Annotated in this window: 11 protein-coding genes and 1 riboswitch; of the genes, 3 read left to right on the top strand and 8 right to left on the bottom strand. The window is 69.9% G+C overall.

Features of this window, described 5'->3' with window-relative positions; translation table 11 throughout:
• Positions 1 to 3 precede the first annotated feature (3 nt).
• Both VXC91_RS08005 and VXC91_RS08000 read right to left on the bottom strand, forming a co-directional pair.
• Complete coding sequence (locus VXC91_RS08005) at positions 4 to 1,254, bottom strand: LolA family protein (protein WP_329506204.1); 1,251 nt, start codon at positions 1,252 to 1,254, stop codon at positions 4 to 6.
• A gap of 391 nt (positions 1,255 to 1,645) precedes the next feature.
• Positions 1,646 to 2,656, bottom strand: coding sequence for a polyprenyl synthetase family protein (locus VXC91_RS08000; RefSeq protein WP_329506203.1), 1,011 nt, complete (start codon positions 2,654 to 2,656; stop codon positions 1,646 to 1,648).
• A 461-nt stretch (positions 2,657 to 3,117) separates the two neighbouring features.
• Between VXC91_RS08000 and VXC91_RS07995 the strand changes: the two genes are divergently transcribed.
• The gene (locus VXC91_RS07995) at positions 3,118 to 5,109 is read left to right on the top strand and encodes a CocE/NonD family hydrolase (protein WP_329506221.1); all 1,992 of its coding nucleotides are present in this window, start codon (positions 3,118 to 3,120) and stop codon (positions 5,107 to 5,109) included.
• Between the two features lie 341 nt (positions 5,110 to 5,450).
• A riboswitch (cyclic di-AMP (ydaO/yuaA leader) is annotated at positions 5,451 to 5,652 on the top strand.
• A gap of 2 nt (positions 5,653 to 5,654) precedes the next feature.
• On the top strand, positions 5,655 to 6,158 hold the full coding sequence (locus tag VXC91_RS07990; protein ID WP_408057346.1) for a transglycosylase SLT domain-containing protein: 504 nt from the start codon (positions 5,655 to 5,657) through the stop codon (positions 6,156 to 6,158).
• Here the strand turns inward: VXC91_RS07990 and VXC91_RS07985 are convergent.
• The 3 genes from VXC91_RS07985 to VXC91_RS07975 all read right to left on the bottom strand — a co-directional run bounded on the left by VXC91_RS07985 (position 6,143) and on the right by VXC91_RS07975 (position 9,763).
• Entirely contained in the window at positions 6,143 to 6,973 is an 831-nt protein-coding gene (locus tag VXC91_RS07985; RefSeq protein WP_329506202.1) for an HAD family hydrolase, read from the bottom strand. The two genes, VXC91_RS07990 and VXC91_RS07985, sit on opposite strands and share 16 nt — an antisense overlap.
• A 261-nt stretch (positions 6,974 to 7,234) precedes the next feature.
• Entirely contained in the window at positions 7,235 to 8,437 is a 1,203-nt protein-coding gene (locus VXC91_RS07980; RefSeq protein WP_329506201.1) for an FAD-dependent oxidoreductase, read from the bottom strand.
• 57 nt (positions 8,438 to 8,494) lie between these two features.
• Positions 8,495 to 9,763 carry a carboxylate--amine ligase gene (locus VXC91_RS07975; RefSeq protein WP_329506200.1) on the bottom strand — a complete coding sequence of 423 codons (1,269 nt, stop codon included), beginning with the start codon at positions 9,761 to 9,763 and terminating at the stop codon, positions 8,495 to 8,497.
• Positions 9,764 to 9,985: 222 nt separating this feature from the next.
• Here VXC91_RS07975 and fahA point away from each other — a divergent pair, with 222 nt between their 5' ends.
• Positions 9,986 to 11,200 (top strand): fumarylacetoacetase, encoded by a 1,215-nt coding sequence (fahA, locus tag VXC91_RS07970; protein ID WP_329506199.1) that lies wholly within the window; start codon positions 9,986 to 9,988, stop codon positions 11,198 to 11,200.
• A 78-nt stretch (positions 11,201 to 11,278) separates the two neighbouring features.
• Here fahA and recQ read toward each other — a convergent pair whose 3' ends face one another.
• The 3 genes from recQ to VXC91_RS07955 form a co-directional block, all read right to left on the bottom strand.
• Positions 11,279 to 13,255 carry a DNA helicase RecQ gene (gene recQ, locus VXC91_RS07965; protein ID WP_329506197.1) on the bottom strand — a complete coding sequence of 659 codons (1,977 nt, stop codon included), beginning with the start codon at positions 13,253 to 13,255 and terminating at the stop codon, positions 11,279 to 11,281.
• Between the two features lie 348 nt (positions 13,256 to 13,603).
• A complete protein-coding gene (nuoN, locus tag VXC91_RS07960; RefSeq protein ID WP_329506196.1) occupies positions 13,604 to 15,253 on the bottom strand; it encodes an NADH-quinone oxidoreductase subunit NuoN in 1,650 nt (549 codons plus the stop codon).
• Positions 15,250 to 16,860 (bottom strand): NADH-quinone oxidoreductase subunit M, encoded by a 1,611-nt coding sequence (locus VXC91_RS07955; RefSeq protein WP_329506194.1) that lies wholly within the window; start codon positions 16,858 to 16,860, stop codon positions 15,250 to 15,252. Before VXC91_RS07955 ends, nuoN begins: the two co-directional genes overlap by 4 nt.
• Between the last annotated feature and the right edge of the window lie 3 nt (positions 16,861 to 16,863).

Below are 16,863 nucleotides of genomic sequence, written 5' to 3'. Positions count from 1 at the left end.
GGTCTACTTGCCGGCGTCCGCCGCCTTCACCAGCGCGTCCTTGGTCACCGCGCCGGCGTAGACCTTGCCGTCGTCCGTCATCAGGGCGTTGACCAGGCGGGTCGAGAAGACCGTGCCCGAGCCGAACTTGCCCTTCACCTGGTCGCCGAGGGAGCCCAGGAATCCGGAGGCCGCGCTGCCGTCGGACGACGCGCCCGAGGGCACCCCACCCTTGCTGCCGGTGTCGAACACGACGATCGCGTTCCAGCCCTCACCGATCGTCTTCGGCTCGACGCCCTCGGCTCCCTTCTCCGTCCCCCTGGGCAGGGCCTTCTCCATGCCCTTGGGCTGCGTCTTCCCTTCGGGCGCCTTCAGGTCGTCGCCCTCGGTGACCTTCGTGCCCTTGGGGGGCGTGAAGTCGAAGGCCGATGCGGCGGGCTTGGCGAACGAGACCTCCGTGAAGCCCGCGTCCACGACGGCCGCGCCGCCCGACGCCGGGGTCAGCGTGAACTTCAGCGGCATCCCGGTCTTGGCGTCCACCGCGATGCTGATCGCACCGACCGTGGTGCCCGACTGCTTCGGCCTGATGAGCAGCTTGTAGGCGTCCCGGCCCGCGACCTGGGCCGTGCCGTCGACCGTCACCGAGGTGGTCTTGTCGCTGGCCTTCAGGGCCTCCTCGGCGAGGGCCTTCGGCGTGGCCGGCACGTCCTCGGGAGCCGCCGTGACGCCGTGGCGATCGCCCGCACCGGTCGCGTGGTACGCCTGGTTGGAGGCGCTGTCGTAGGCCCAGACGTCGTCCCCGTTACGGATGACGCTGTACTCGGCGGCCTTCTCGATGAGCGAGAGCTTCTGCTTGTCCTGGCCGTCGGCCGCGACGCGCAGGGTGTGCGTACCGGAGGCCAGTTCGAGCAGCTTGGAGCTCGGATCGGCGGCCGACGAGCCGTCCCTGCCCTTCGCGCCCTGGGAGAGCGCCCCCGAGGCGAGGCTGTCCTGCAGGCCGCCCAGGTTCGGCAGGCCGAGGTCCGTGCTGATCTTCACCGTGCCGGACATCTGCTGGACGTCCGACTTGGCGATCTTCTCGATGAGCTGCTGGGCGCTGATCTTCGGCAGGTCCGGGTCGCCGGAGCCGGCGAACGCCGGGACGAGCCCGATGGTCGCCGCCGCCACGCCCACCACCGCCACGGGGACCGCGTACCGCGCGGCCGTGCGCCGCCCGTCGCGAACGTCCTCGACCTCCCCGGCGGGTGCGCTGTCGTCGGATTCGTACGGTGCCATGTCTGCCTAACCTCCGTCGTCGGCGGCCCTCAACCGTCCGAGCACTCTCCGCCCGAGCTCTCGACTTCCCCCGAGCGGGGGAGACGCCACCACCCCTATGCCGCCATTGTCACCCGAACTTCTGTGAGGTGGTGTCTCCCATCTGACCAAATCGGCCGGAGAGAAGCGTCAGCCCGCGGACTCAAGTCCGCGTAATCCTGCGGTATGACATGCCGGGGCGTTGCCTCCCCCGACCCGTAAGGGTCGGACGAGGCACCGCGGTCCGGGATCCTCGAGTTGCCGAATCCGTGGATCAGTGCTGCACGAAGACGTAGTCGGCCTGGTAGGGGACGCCCACGACGGTCACGAATGTGCCTGGCGTGTCACGGGACGCCGGGACGGTTCGGGCCTGTCAGCCCGCACGGTGCACCACCGCGTCGCACAGCTCGGTCAGGGCCGCCTTCGCACCGCACTCCGGCAGCGGGGCCAGAGCCGAGCGCGCGTCCTCCGCAAAGCGGACCGTGTCGCGGCGGGCCTGCTCCAGGGCCGGGTGGACACGGAGACGGGCGAGGGCCTCCGCGTGGCGGGCGTCGTCCGTGAGGTCCGAGTCCAGCAGCTCGCACAGGGTGATGTCCTCGGGCAGACCCAGGCGCTCCATACGCTCGCGCAGGCGCAGCACCGGAAGGGTGGGGACGCCCTCGCGCAGGTCCGTCCCGGGCGTCTTCCCGGACTCGTGCGAGTCGGAGGCGATGTCCAGCACGTCGTCGGCCAGCTGGAACGCCACACCGAGCCGCTCGCCGTACTGCGTCAGCACGTCCACGACCGTCTCGTCGGCGCCCGACATCATCGCCCCGAACCGGCAGGCCACCGCCACCAGTGACCCCGTCTTGCCGCCGAGGACGTCGAGGTAGTGCTCCACCGGGTCGCGGCCGTCCCGGGGGCCCGCCGTCTCCAGGATCTGACCGGTGACCAGACGCTCGAAGGCCTCCGCCTGGATGCGGACCGCCTCCGGGCCGAGATCGGCCAGGATGTGCGACGCCCTCGCGAAGAGGAAGTCACCGGTGAGGACCGCGACCGAGTTGCCCCAGCGGCTGTTGGCACTGTCCACCCCGCGCCGCACCTCGGCCTCGTCCATCACGTCGTCGTGGTAAAGCGTGGCGAGATGGGTCAGTTCCACGACCACGGCCGAGGGCACGACCCCGGGTGCGTACGGATCGCCGAACTGCGCCGAAAGCATCACGAGCAACGGCCTGAACCGCTTCCCGCCTGCGTGGACGAGATGCTGGGCCGCCTTCGTGATGAAGGGCACCTCGCTCTTGGTGGCGTCGAGCAGCCCCTCCTCGACAGCGGCCAATCCGGCCTGGACATCGGCTTCCAGAGCCTGGTCCCGCACGCTCAGCCCGAACGGCCCGACGACGGTCACGTGGGGTCTCCTGTCTGCGACGTCTGCTGACGGTCACACGGTCGGTCTCAAGGACGGTCACTTCGTCGATGACGTTGTCTGTCGACGTGACTCATCGAGTTTGTCGATCTGTCGTTGCCATCACTCAAGTCAGCGTATCCGGTCACGTTTCGATCACCGCGAGCGCCCACAGTTCCAGGGCGGGCGGTATCGGATGGCGAACGGTATGTTCTTGATCAGGCGATACGAACAGTCATTCATCACATAAGGGAAAAGCACCTCTCGCAGCCGGTACCGGCCCCCACTTCCTCTCGTGTACCCCGCCGGACGCTTCCCATCGGGACCCGACGCCCCGTCTCCTGCGCCGCCGTCCCTCTCACCCGGCCGGGCGCAGTCACGCGGGTGCCTCTCCTCACGTCCCCGTAACCGCCACGACGGACCGGTCCGCTGCCGACGTCGTCGAGGAGTCCGAGGCCATGCGCATGCACACCCGTACGTCCTTCCCTCACGAAACGACTCACGACGACTTCTGGATCCCGCTCCGGGACGGTACCCGTCTGTACGCGCGCGCATGGCGCCCGCGGACCGGGGAGCCCGTCCCCGCCCTCCTCGAGTACCGCCCCTGCCGGCTCACCGACTCGACCGCGGCCCGCGACCGGCAGCGGCACCCCTGGTACGCGGGCCACGGCTATGTCTCCGTGCGCGTGGACGCACGCGGGCACGGCAACTCGGACGGCACGCCGACCGCTGCGCATTCCGCCGTCACGCTGTCCGACGGAGTCGAGGTCCTCGACTGGCTGGCCGCACAGCCCTGGTGCGACGGCGGTGTGGGCGTGTTCGGCATCGGGCGGGGCGCCTTCGCCTCCCTCCGGATCGCGGCCCTCGCGCCAGCCCCGCTGAAGGCGGTCGTCGCGGTGTGCCCCACGGACGACCGTCCCGGCAACGACGTGCACGACGTGGGGGGGTCGGCTCTCGCGGCGGGCCTGCCCGCCCGGTCGGCGGCGTTGCTCGCCCTCGCGGCCCGTCCGCCGGACCCGGCATACGTGGGCACGGTGTGGCGGGACGTCTGGGCCAGGCGCCTTCAGGCGCTGGACCCGCTCGTGCACTCCTGGCCGGCACAGGCGGCGTGGGAGGACCACCGGCGGCCCGACGACGCCCGCGAGGACCACGACGGGCTCCAGGCTGCCGTGCTCGCTGTGAGCGGCTGGTACGACCCGTACCGGGACGCCGTGCTCGGGCTCCTGGAGCATCTCCCGGCCGATCGCGTCCGCGGCCTGATCGGGCCGTGGTCGCACCAGTACCCGGACCACGGCCTGCCGGGACCGGCGATCGGCTTCCTGCAGGAGACCCTGCGCTGGTGGGACCACTGGCTCAAGGGCGAGGACACGGGGATCATGGCGGAGCCGCTGCTGCGGGCCTACGTCAAGGACCCGCATCCTCCGGCGACGAAGTACGACGTGCTGCCGGGCCGTTGGGTCGCCGAGCCGTCCTGGCCGTCGCCGAACGTCAGCCGGGTCTCGTACGCGCTCCAGGGCACGCCGGTGCTCGTACGGTCGCCGATGCACACCGGCCTCGACGCGGGCCGCTTCGTCCCGAGTGGCGACGACGCGGACCTGCCGCCCGATCAGCGCGAGGAGGACGCGAGATCGGCATGCTTCGAGTTCACGGCGACCGAGGAGACCTGGGTGCTGGGGCGGCCCCGGGTGCGGCTGCGGCTCGCCTGCCCGGTACCGCACGGCCAGGTGGTCGCCCGGCTGTGCGACGTGGCACCCGACGGGTCGTCGACGCTGGTCACCCGGGGCACCCTGAACCTGTCGGCGCGCCGGGGCCCCGACCGGGCGGTCCCCTGGATCCCCGGGGCGACCGATGACGTGGCGGTCGAACTGAACGGCATCGGCCACGCCTTCGGTCCCGGCCACCGCATCCGCCTCGCCGTCTCCTCCGCATACTGGCCGTGGCTGTGGCCGCAGCCGGGTTCGGAGGCCGGCTTCACGTTGTACCCGGCGGGCAGTTCGCTCGAACTGCCCGTGCGCGCACCGGAGTCGGGGCCGGACATCGTCTTCGGGGAACCGCAGCAGTCCGAGCCGCTCGGCGTCAGCGCCGCCGCCATGCTCGAGGAACCGCGCCCGGCACGCCTGTCGGTGCGAGACGTGGCCAAGGGTGAATGGCTCCTGGTGGTCGACCCGTGCCGCGACGGCACCCAGGTGTATCCCGACGGTCTCGAAGTGACCGAGGACGCGCTGGAGGCGTACACCGTCGAGGACGCGGGTCCGTCGACCGCCCGCACCCGCTGCGACTGGTCGGTCCGGCTGCACCGCCCGGACAGGGGATGGGACGCGAGGGTGGAGACGCACTCCGAGATCACCTGCACCGCCGCCGACTTCGTCACCTGGAACGAGATCGTCTGCAAGGACGGCTATGAGGTCGTGTTCCATCGGACATGGGAGAAGCGGATCCCTCGCGCAGCGGGCTAGTGCCGGCGTCCGATCACACCTCATCCCCTTTGGGATGAAATGCCCTAATTTTGAGCCGTCGACCCCGCCGAGCCGATGAAGTCCGAGCCTTTTGTCCGAATTGGGCCATACGCCCTATATCGACCTGTTACATCCTGCGTGGGTCGAAGTGAAATGGGTCACTTGCCCCTGATGTGAATCTTCCGGGCGCAATCACCAACACGCCCCTTGCGATAGGCAAGTTGAACCCATACCAACAAAATGGATCGTCTCGCCTATTCCCGATGATCAGGGCCAATTGGGCCCGAGAGTGAATTTCGGGCTTGTTCCCGACATGTGCGGTCGCATACCTTCCATTCGACCCGAGCGGAACGCCGAATCCTGCCACCGCTCGAGAAGACTTCGACCCCTCACGGCAGGAGCGGGGGAACCAGGTAAGTCGCCGAACCGGACATCGCACCGGAACGGCTTGGGGTGAAGCCGAGCCTCGGCAGCGAGGACACGGCCGGGCACCTCCCCGCCCGAACCCGACAGCTCACCTCGCAGGCGTCGGAGAGGAATGCACCGTGTCCGCTTTCGCCCTGCCCGCACGCCGTCGGAATCGCAACTCCAAGGCCGCCCGCGTCGCCCGCGCCCTCGCAGTCGCGGGGACTGGAGCAGCCGTTCTCGCCCTCCCCATCATGGGTGCGACCTACGCTTCCGCCGCCACCCCGGCCGCGCCCGCGAAGGTCACCAGTGCCGCGTCCCGCGCCGGCTCCCTGGACAGCTGGATCCGCCAGTCCCTGGCGATCATGGCCAAGCACGGAATCCCCGGCACGTACAACGGCATCTACCGCAATGTGATGCGCGAGTCGTCGGGCAACCCGCGCGCCATCAACCTCTGGGACTCCAACGCCCGTATGGGCATACCGTCCAAGGGACTCCTGCAGGTCATCGACCCGACCTTCCGGACGTACCACGTGCCGGGTACGGCGTTCGACCCGTACGACCCGGTCGCGAACATCACGGCCGCATGCAACTACGCCGCCCACCGGTACGGCTCGATCGACAACGTCTACAGCGCGTACTGAGATCCGCCGGCAGGGAACAGTCGCTCGAGGACGACGGCGATGCCGTCGTCCTCGTTCGACGTGGTGATCTCGTCGGCGACCGACTTCAGTTCGGGGTGGGCGTTGGCCATGGCGACGCCGTGCGCCGCCCACTCGAACATGGGGATGTCGTTGGGCATGTCGCCGAACGCGATGGTCCCCGAGGGGCTCAGGCCGAGGAAGCCGGCGGCCAGCGCGAGACCCGTCGCCTTGGTGACACCGCATGGCTGGAGTTCGACGGTGCCGGGGCCCGACATGGTGACCGTCGCCAGGGATCCCACGGCGCCTCGGGCCACCGTCGCCAACTCGTCGTCGGAGAGGGCGTGATGGCGCAGCAGCACCTTGCTGATGGGCTCGCACCACAGGTCGTCGCGTCGCTCGACCCGCACCGCGGGAAGCGTGGGGTGCGGCATCAGATAGCCGGGCTCGATGAGCGTGAGCCCGTCCACCCCGTCCTGGTCGACGGCCGCGTACACCTGCCCCACCTCGGCCTCGATCTTTCCGATCGCGGTCTCGGCCAACTCCCGGTCCAGCGTCACCGAGAACAGCAACCGGTCCGCGCCGGCGTCGTACACCTGCGCGCCCTGTCCGCACACCGCGAGCCCCTTGTTGCCGAGGTCCTCAAGCAGCGGCCGGACCCTCGGCGCCGGGCGACCCGTCACCACGAGGTGCTGTGCGCCGCCCGCAGCGGCCCGCGCCAGAGCGGTCCTTGACCGGTCGGAGAGCGTGTCGTCACCACGCAGCAGCGTTCCGTCCAGGTCGGTGGCGACAAGTGAGTACGTGTGGGGTGCGGCCATGATCAGAGAATACGGATGGAAACGCACCAGCGGTCCGGCGGGGACCGGACGACGTCCGGTATCCCGTGCGCACCTCGGCGCGCTCGGAACCCCTGTCGCACCGGCAGTACCGGACATTGCCGCGGGCGGACCCGACTCCGGGTCTCCCGGCGGCACTTCACCGGAGGTGGAGTCCACGCCGTGTGAGGTCCGGGTCGGTCATCGTCCGGATCGGCGGGGAGGCGATGGTGTCGCGCCCCCGCACTTCTCCGGACCCCCGGTTCAGCCGTGCGCCGCCGCCAGATGCCCCGCCAGCCGCGGTGACGCGAACTCCGTCCCGCACACGAAGCGCATCACCGGACCGTACGAGGCCGCCGCCGTAAGGCCCGTGAAGTACAGGCCGGGGAGGGAGGACACGTAACCCGCGCCGAGCCTCGGCGCTCCCCGGCTCACCGCCAGTTGTGTACGCAGCTCATGGCCCAGGAAGTCCATCGCGGCGATGTCCACGCGGTAGCCGGTGGCGGCGATGACATGGTCCGCGGCCATTTCCTCCGTGCGGCCGCCGTGGGTCAGGACCGTCAGTGCCGGGCTGCCGTCCGGCGCGGAGGCGCCGACGATACGGGTGACCTCGCGCACCTCGACCTTGCCGTCGAACCGGTCCTCCAGCCACCAGGCACCCAGCGGGCCGAGGACGCGGCGGACCAGATAGTGGCGGGTCTGCGCGGGCAGGAAGCGGTACAGGTGCGGGTAGTGGGTCAGCGCCCACAGCGACCAGGCGCGGCCGAAGGGCGATTCGGGGCGCAGCTTGGGCTGGTTCCACGGAGGGGCACCGAAGGCGACCCTGCCGCGGCCCCGTGAGACCACGCGCACCCGCGCCCCGGCCTCTGCCGCCAGTGCCGCCGTTTCCAGCGCGGACTGGCCCGCCCCGATGACCAGCAGCTCCTTGCCGGAGAACCGGGTCAGATCGTGGTGCTGGGAGCTGTGGGAGAACGGGCCCGTGGGCGTGGCTCCGTCCGCCGCGGCCGCCTCCAGCTCCGACGGCAGATGGGCGAGCCCCGACAGACCGGTCGCGACCACGACCGCCCGGGCGGCGAACATCTCACCCGAGTCCAGCTTCAGCTCGAAGCCGCCGCCCTGCCGGCGGTCCACGGACACCACCCGGACCTGCTCGAGTTCGGGCACCAGCTTCTCCTGGAACCACTCACCGTAGGCGATGAACGTCTCGACGGGGACGATGTCCTCGTCCGTCACCAGCCGGGGGATGCCCGCGTCGTCGCAGTAGTCGACCAGCGTGTGGCCGCGCTGGGGGGCGTCGAGGTTCGAGGCGGCCGGGGTGGACTTCAGGAGCATGCCCTCCGGCATGTGGTCGCGCCAGCTCACCATGGGGTCACCGAAGACGCGTACCGGGATTCCGCGCGCCCGCAGATGGGCGGCGGTGGACAAGCCGAACGGCCCGGCGCCGATGACTGCTACCGGTTGAATCACGAAGTCCCTCCCCAGGACGCGACGTGCCTACTTCGTGGTGGTGATGGCCGAACCGGGCTATCTGCCCGAACTCGTGGTACTGCCACGGCGGTTGGTCCGCCACAGCTGATACAGGTGCTTCGCGCCCGGCCGCACGAAGCGTGCGAGCATCGTGAAGAACGGCCGCAGATCGTCGCCCGCCAGCCAGGCGAGCTCCGTACTGCTCGCACGGGGCGGCGCGTGCGGCGTCGTGTAGCCGCTGCGGCGGTAGGCGAGCAGCGCGGGCAGGTCGATGTTCTCCACGATGTAGCGGTGGCCGGCGCGCTGTCCCCCCTCCGGTACGGCGCGGCCGGTCAGGTCGAGGTGCATGGCGCGGACGACGTCCACCCCCGACTCGTTCTCGAAGAGCCGGAACTGCGCGCCCATGCGCGGATTGAAATCGAGCAGTTTGTATCGACCGTCGCGGCGGTCGAAGCGCAGGTCGAGGTCGATGATGCCGGTGAAGCCGATCTGCTTGACGAAACGTGCGGCAAGGTCGGCGAGTTCAGGATTGTCGACGACGTAGGCGTTGGCCGTCATGCCCGCGTGCGGCGGCCACGAGCGGACCTTGACACCGGTGAACAGGGCGAGCGGGGTCGAGTCCTGGTCGAAGTACGCGTGCACGATCCAGTCCTCGGCCTCCTCCCGCGGCAGGTACTCCTGGAGGATCACTCCGGGGTGCTCGCCCCAGTCGCGGGCGAGCGTCAGCAGGCCCTCGCGGGTGGCGATCCGGGTCGTCCCGTTCACGGCGGGCCGTGAACGGCGCACGAACGCCTCGCGGTTCTTGGCCACGAGCGGGAAGCGCGCCTTCTCGGCGAAGGCGACGATGTCGTCGTAGGACTGCGGGAAGGCGGCCGCAGGGCTGGGGATGCCGTGCTCCACGCACAGTTCGTGCAGACCCTGTTTGCTGGCCAGGCGGCGCGGGAGTTCGGCTTCCGGCTTCGGGAAGAGGAAGGGGCCGCCCAGGACGTCCTGGTGCTCCGCGATCAGGACCGCGGCCTCCTCGTCGGTGGGGACGAGGACCGTCGGCCGGCCGATGCTGCGGCCGATGCGCAGCAGACCCTCCACCAGCCGCTCCGGATCCTCCGTCCCGGTGGTCGGCCACACGAAGGAGTGACGCAGATAGCGCGAGAGCGCGGCCGGTGTGTAACGGTCCTCGGTGATCGCATACACCGGTATGCCGAGCCGGCCCAGGCTGCGGATCGCGCCCACCCCGCCGTGGTGCAGCGGATAGTCGCCGAATTTCACGATGAGCCCCGGTACCTCGCGGTCCGCGTCGAACGGCACGCTGCCGGTGCTCCTGGCCACGGGTCCCCCCACGTGTCCCCCCTATGGACCGGACCCACCCCGTCCGTGTCCCCCAAAGGACGCTAAGCCGGAATTGGCCCCTCCGACAAGGCTTATCCGGACATTGCGAACTCTTTAGACACTGCCCAGACAGGCATCTCACCCGTAACGTGTGCGGCGACCACATGGAACACACACCCATGCACGGCACATCTGAAGTGCACGAAAGCGAGGCAGCATCCGATGCCCCCCTTCGATGTCCCCGAGGGCAACCCCTTCGGCCCGCACAACCTCCCCTATGGCGTGTTCTCACGGGCCGGCTCCGACGAGCGGAGCGTCGGCGTCCGCCTGGGCGACCACGTGCTCGACGCGGGCGCGGCGGCGCACGCTCTCGGCTCCCCCTACGCCTCCCTGCTGGCCCGGCCGTCCCTGGGCCCGCTGCTGGCCGCCGGCCGTACCGCCTGGTCGGACGTGCGCCGGGCGCTGACGGCGTGGGTGACGGTGCCCGCACACCGGGAGACCGTCGAGTCCTTCCTGCACCCACTCTCCGAGGTGACTCTCCATCTGCCCTTCGAGGTCGCGGACTACGTCGACTTCTATGCCTCCGAGAACCACTCCCGTAACGTCGGGCAGATCTTCCGCCCGGACGCGGCGGACTCCCTGACCCCCAACTGGAAGCATCTGCCGATCGGCTACCACGGCCGGGCGGGGACGGTGGTCGTGTCGGGCACAGACGTCGTACGTCCGCGTGGCCAGCGCAAGGCCCCCACGGACCCTGCCCCGGTCTTCGGGCCCTCGGTGCGCCTGGACATCGAGGCCGAGGTGGGGTTTGTGGTGGGCGTGCCGTCGCAGATGGGCGAGCCCGTGCCGCTGTCGGCCTTCCGGGACCACGTGTTCGGACTGTGCCTGCTCAACGACTGGTCGGCACGGGACATCCAGGCGTGGGAGTACGTGCCGCTCGGACCGTTCCTCGGAAAGTCGTTCGCCACGTCCGTCTCGGCCTGGATCACCCCGCTGGACGCGCTGGAGGAGGCGCGGGTGGCACCGCCGGAGCGCACGCATCCGTTGCTGGCGTATCTGGACGACGCACAGGAGGAACGGGCCGGCTACGACCTGCACATCTCCGTCGCCATCAACGGCCGGACGGTCTCCGAGCCGCCCTTCTCCACCATGTACTGGACGGCGGCCCAGCAGCTGGCGCACATGACGGTGAACGGGGCCTGTCTGCGCACGGGCGACCTGTACGGCTCGGGCACCGTGAGCGGCCCGACGGAGCGCGAGCGCGGCTCGCTCCTCGAACTGACCTGGAACGGGCGCGACCCGCTCGAACTCCCGGACGGCAAGCGAACGTTCCTGGAGGACGGGGACGTGGTGACGCTGACGGCCTGGGCCCCGGGGCCGGGCGGGACTCGGGTGGGACTCGGCGAGGTGGCGGGCCGGGTGGTACCGAGTCCCTGAACGGAGCCGGCCGCCCACGAGTCGCCCCGCGCGGCTCGTGGGGTCCCCGGCGGGGCACCGTCCCCTGGCTCCCGTCCGCTATGTCCAGTCCGCCGGCTCGGGCTCGCCCTCCGCCTCCGGCCACTCGGGGTCCGGACCCGTCTCGGAGGCCGACCCGCCGTCCGCCGCACCGCCGAACAGAGCGGCCAGCACCGTGAGCACCCCCTCGCCGTATGTGGCGAGCTTCTTCTCGCCCACCCCGCCGATCGTGCCGAGTTCCGCCACCGTCTTCGGACGGGCCGCTGCGATCTCACGGAGCGTCGCGTCGTGGAAGATCACGTATGCCGGGACGCCCTGTTCCCTCGCCTGGGCGGCGCGCCAGGAGCGCAGGGCCTCGAAGACGGGGAGCAGCTCGGGCGCGAGTTCGGCAGCGGCCTTCGGGGAGCGCTCGCCCTTCGGGGCGGCGGACCGCGCGAGCGTGGGCTTGGGCGGCTCCTTGCGCAGCGGCACCTCGCGCTCCCGCCGCAGCACCGCCCCGCTCGCCTCGGTCAGCACCAGCGTTCCGTACTCACCCTCGACCGCGAGCAGGCTCTGCGCCAGCAACTGCCGGATCACACCCCGCCATTCGCCCTCGGTCAGCTCCTCACCGATGCCGAACACGGACAACTGGTCGTGGTCGAACTGGATGACCTTGGCCGTGCGCCGCCCCAGCAGGATGTCGACGGTCTGCAGCGCGCCGAACTTCTGGCGCCGCTCCCGGTCCAGCCGCCACACCGTGGACATCACCTTCTGCGCCGCGATGGTCCCGTCCCAGGTGTCGGGCGGCGCAAGGCACGTGTCGCAATTGCCGCAGCCGTCCGGCTCCGGGTCCTGGCCGAAGTAGGCCAGCAGCCCGCCACGGCGGCACTGGACCGTCTCGCACAGCGCCAGCATCGCATCCAGGTGCGCCTGGGCCCGGCGGCGGAACGCCTCGTCGCCCTCCCCGGACTGGATCAGCTTGCGCTGCTGGACGACGTCGTTCAGCCCGTACGCCATCCAGGCCGTCGACGGCAGTCCGTCGCGGCCCGCCCGGCCCGTCTCCTGGTAGTAGCCCTCGATCGACTTCGGCAGGTCCAGATGCGCGACGAACCGCACGTCCGGCTTGTCGATGCCCATTCCGAACGCGATCGTGGCGACCACGACCAGGCCGTCCTCGCGCAGGAAGCGGGACTGGTGCGCCGCGCGGGTGCCCGCGTCCAGGCCCGCATGGTACGGCACCGCCTCGATGCCGTTGCGGGTCAGGAACTCCGCGGTCTTCTCCACCGAGTTCCGCGAGAGGCAGTACACGATGCCCGCGTCGCCCGGGTGCTCCTCACGCAGAAATGCCAGCAGCTGCTTCTTGGGGTCGGCCTTGGGGACGATCCGGTACTGGATATTGGGCCGGTCGAAGCTCGCCACGAAGTGACGGGCTCCCGGCATGTTCAGCCGCTGGGTGATCTCCTGGTGCGTGGCGCGCGTCGCCGTCGCCGTGAGCGCGATCCGGGGGACCTCCGGCCAGCGCTCGCCGAGCACGGACAGCGCGAGGTAGTCGGGCCGGAAGTCGTGGCCCCACTGGGACACACAGTGCGCCTCGTCGATGGCGAACACCGAGATCTTGCCGCGCGAGAGCAGATCGAGGGTGGACTCCATGCGCAGCCGCTCCGGGGCCAGATAGAGGAGGTCGAGCTCGCCGGCCAGGAACTCCGCCTCCACCACGCGCCGCTCGTCGAAATCCTGCGTGGAATTGACGAATCCGGCGCGCACACCGAGCGCCCGCAGCGCGTCCACCTGGTCCTGCATCAGTGCGATCAGCGGGGAGACCACCACTCCCGTGCCGGGTCTGACCAGGGCCGGGATCTGGTAGCAGAGCGACTTGCCGCCGCCGGTCGGCATGAGGACCACAGCGTCGCCACCGGCCACCACGTGCTCGATGATCGCTTCCTGCTCGCCGCGGAAGGTCTCGTAGCCGAAGACCCGGTGCAGCGTGGCCAGTGTCTCGCTCCCGCCACCTGGCGCCGGCATCACGCCCGCCTCGGTCATCCCACCCGTCCCGTCCATCGCCCGTCCCCCGTGCGTCGTCCCTCGACCACGCCATCCACGATAGGGGGCCGCGCCGACAGCAGCCGTGGAAGTATGCCCGGCCAGGATCTCCCACTGCCGGTGCGCCGAGAATGAGAAGGGCCTCGCCGTGGGTCCACGCCTTTGAGCTGGAACCCACCACCGGGGCCTATGCCCGTGCAGGAATTGTCCGGGAGCGGATGAAGGTGACCGCCCCTGCCCCGCAGATCTCGACCTCACCCGGATCAGGACCGGACGGGCGCCGAAGCGATGACTCCGTACCGCTGGGACCACGACGGCCCGACACCCCCCGAGCGGGCACCGGGCCGTCGTGTGCGGCGGGGCTCGTCAGCGGACGAACACGCCCGCCTGGCTCGCCAGATCCAGGAAGTACTGGGGTGCCACACCCAGGACCAGCGTGACCGCCACGCCCACCCCGATCGCCGTCATCGTCAGCGGCGAGGGCACCGCCACTGTCGGGCCCTCGGGATGCGGCTCGCTGAAGAACATCAGGACGATCACGCGGACGTAGAAGAACGCGGCGATCGCCGACGAAATCACACCGATCACCACGAGCGGCACCGCCCCGCCCTCGGCCGCCGCCTTGAACACGGCGAACTTCCCCGCGAAACCGGAGGTCAGCGGGATGCCGGCGAAGGCCAGCAGGAACACCGCGAACACGGCCGCGACCAGCGGCGACCTGCGCCCGAGCCCCGCCCACTTGGACAGGTGCGTCGCCTCGCCGCCCGCGTCGCGGACGAGCGTCACGACGGCGAAGGCGCCGATCGTCACGAACGAGTACGCGGCCAGGTAGAAGAGAACCGAGGACACGCCGTCCCGCGTCGTCGCGATGACACCGGCGAGGATGAAGCCCGCGTGCGCGATGGAGGAGTAGGCGAGCAGGCGCTTGATATCGGTCTGTGTGATCGCGACGATGGCACCGCCCAGCATGGTGACGATCGCGACCGCCCACATCACCGGCCTCCAGTCCCAGCGCATTCCCGGCAGGACCACGTACAGCAGCCGCAGCAGCGCTCCGAACGCCGCCACCTTGGTCGCCGCGGCCATGAATCCGGTCACCGGGGTCGGAGCGCCCTGGTACACGTCCGGCGTCCACATGTGGAACGGCACCGCGGCCACCTTGAACAGCAGACCCATCACGATCATCGCGGCACCGACCAGCAGCAGGGCGTCGTTGCCCATGGTGCCCGCGAGCGCCGGATCGACGTTGGTGACCGTGCCGTCGACGACCCGTGCGATCGTCGCGTACGACACCGAGCCCGAGTACCCGTACAGCAGCGCGATGCCGAACAGAGTGAACGCGGAGGCGAACGCCCCGAGCAGGAAGTACTTGACCGCGGCCTCCTGCGACATCAGCCGCTTGCGGCGGGCCAGGGCACACAGCAGGTACAGCGGCAGCGAGAAGACTTCCAGGGCCACGAACAGGGTCAGCAGGTCGTTCGCCGAGGGGAAGACGAGCATGCCGCTGACCGCGAACAGCAGCAGCGGGAACGCCTCCGTCGTCATGAACCCCGCCTTCACGGCGGCCTGCTCGCTGTCGCTGCCCGGCACGGAGGCCGCCTGCGCGGCGAAGGAGTCGACCCGGTTGCCGTGTGCCGCCGGGTCCAGATGCCGCTCGGCGAAGGTGAACACCCCGAGCAGACCGGCCAGCAGGATCGTCCCCTGAAGGAACAAGGACGGCCCGTCGACCGCGATCGCGCCCATGGCCGCGATGTGCGCCTTCGTGGTGCCGTACCCGCCGGCCGCAAGCGCCACCACCGCGGCGAACGCGGCGACGAGCGCGACGGCCGACACGAACGCCTGTGCGTAGTAACGGGACTTGCGCGGGACGAACGCCTCGATCAGCACCCCGATGAGTGCTCCACCGATGACGATCAAGGTCGGCGACAACTGTCCGTATTCGATCTTCGGCGCCTCGATCTTCGAGATCGGGTCGGCCGCGGTTGTCCACAGGCTGTGGACGACTGCTGTGCTCACTTGGCCGCCTCCACCTCGGGCTTGGGATCGGTCTGGTGTACGTCGGAGATGGTCTGCTTGACCGCCGGGTTGACGATGTCGGCCACTGGCTTCGGATAGACGCCCAGGAAGATCAACAGCACGATCAGCGGGGCGACCACCAGGACTTCACGCACGCGCAGGTCCGGCATCTCGGCGACCTCCGGCTTCACCGGGCCCGTCATCGTCCGCTGGTAGAGGACGAGGGTGTAGAGCGCGGCGAGGACGATGCCCAAGGTGGCGATGATGCCGATCGCCGGATGGCGGGAGAAGGTGCCGACCAGGACCAGGAACTCGCTGACGAACGGTGCGAGTCCCGGCAGGGACAGCGTCGCCAGACCGCCGATCAGGAAGGTGCCGGCGAGCACGGGAGCGACCTTCTGCACGCCTCCGTAGTCCGCGATCAGACGCGAGCCGCGGCGCGAGATCAGGAAGCCGGCCACCAGCATCAGGGCGGCGGTCGAGATCCCGTGGTTGACCATGTAGAGCGTCGCGCCCGACTGGCCCTGGCTGGTCATCGCGAAGATGCCCATGATGATGAAGCCGAAGTGCGAGATGGACGCGTAGGCCACCAGTCGCTTGATGTCGCGCTGGCCGACGGCGAGCAGAGCGCCGTAGATGATGCTGATGAGCGCCAGGACGAGGATGACGGGCGTCGCCCACTTGCTCGCCTCCGGGAACAGCTGGAGGCAGAAGCGGAGCATCGCGAAGGTGCCCACCTTGTCGACGACCGCCGTGATCAGCACGGCGACCGGTGCGGTGGCCTCCCCCATGGCGTTGGGCAGCCAGGTGTGCAACGGCCACAGCGGCGCCTTCACCGCGAAGGCGAAGAAGAAGCCGAGGAACAGCCAGCGTTCGGTGCTGGTCGCCATGTGGAGCGAGCCGTTCGCCCGGGCCTGGACGATCTCCGGGAGCGAGAAGGTCCCGGCCTGCACATAGAGGCCGATCACCGCGGCCAGCATGATCAGGCCGCCGACGAGGTTGTACAGGAGGAACTTCACGGCGGCGTACGACCGCTGCGTGGACGCCACCTTCTCGCCGTGCTCGTGGGCGCGGTCCCCGAAGCCTCCGATGAGGAAGTACATCGGGATGAGCATGGCTTCGAAGAAGATGTAGAAGACGAAGACGTCGGTCGCCTCGAAGGAGAGGATCACCATCGCCTCGACGGCCAGGATCAGGGCGAAGAAGCCCTGCGTGGGACGCCAGTGATAGGGGCCGGTCTCCTTGGGGCCTCCCCTGTTCGAACGAGGTTGAGAGCTTGGGGAAGGGTCGGCGTCGTGCCAGCCCGCCAGGATCACGAACGGGATCAGCAGGGCGGTCAGCGCGATGAGCGCCACGGCGATGCCGTCCACCCCCAGTTCGTACCGCACCCCGAAGTCCTTGATCCAGGCGTGGGACTCGGTGAGCTGGTAGCGGGAGCCGCCCGGTTCGAAGCGGACCACGGTCAGCGCGGCGAGCACGAACGTGGCGAGCGAGACGACCAGCGCAAGCCACTTCGCGGCGGTGCGCTGCGCGGCCGGAACCGCGGCCGTGGCGATCGCCCCCACGGTCGGGAGCACCACCGTCGCTGTCAGGAGAGGAAAGGACATCGC

This window comes from Streptomyces chiangmaiensis (genome assembly GCF_036281785.1).
GTDB classification, from domain to species: Bacteria; Actinomycetota; Actinomycetes; order Streptomycetales; family Streptomycetaceae; genus Streptomyces; species Streptomyces chiangmaiensis.
This window is presented reverse-complemented; position numbering and strand designations above follow the sequence as displayed.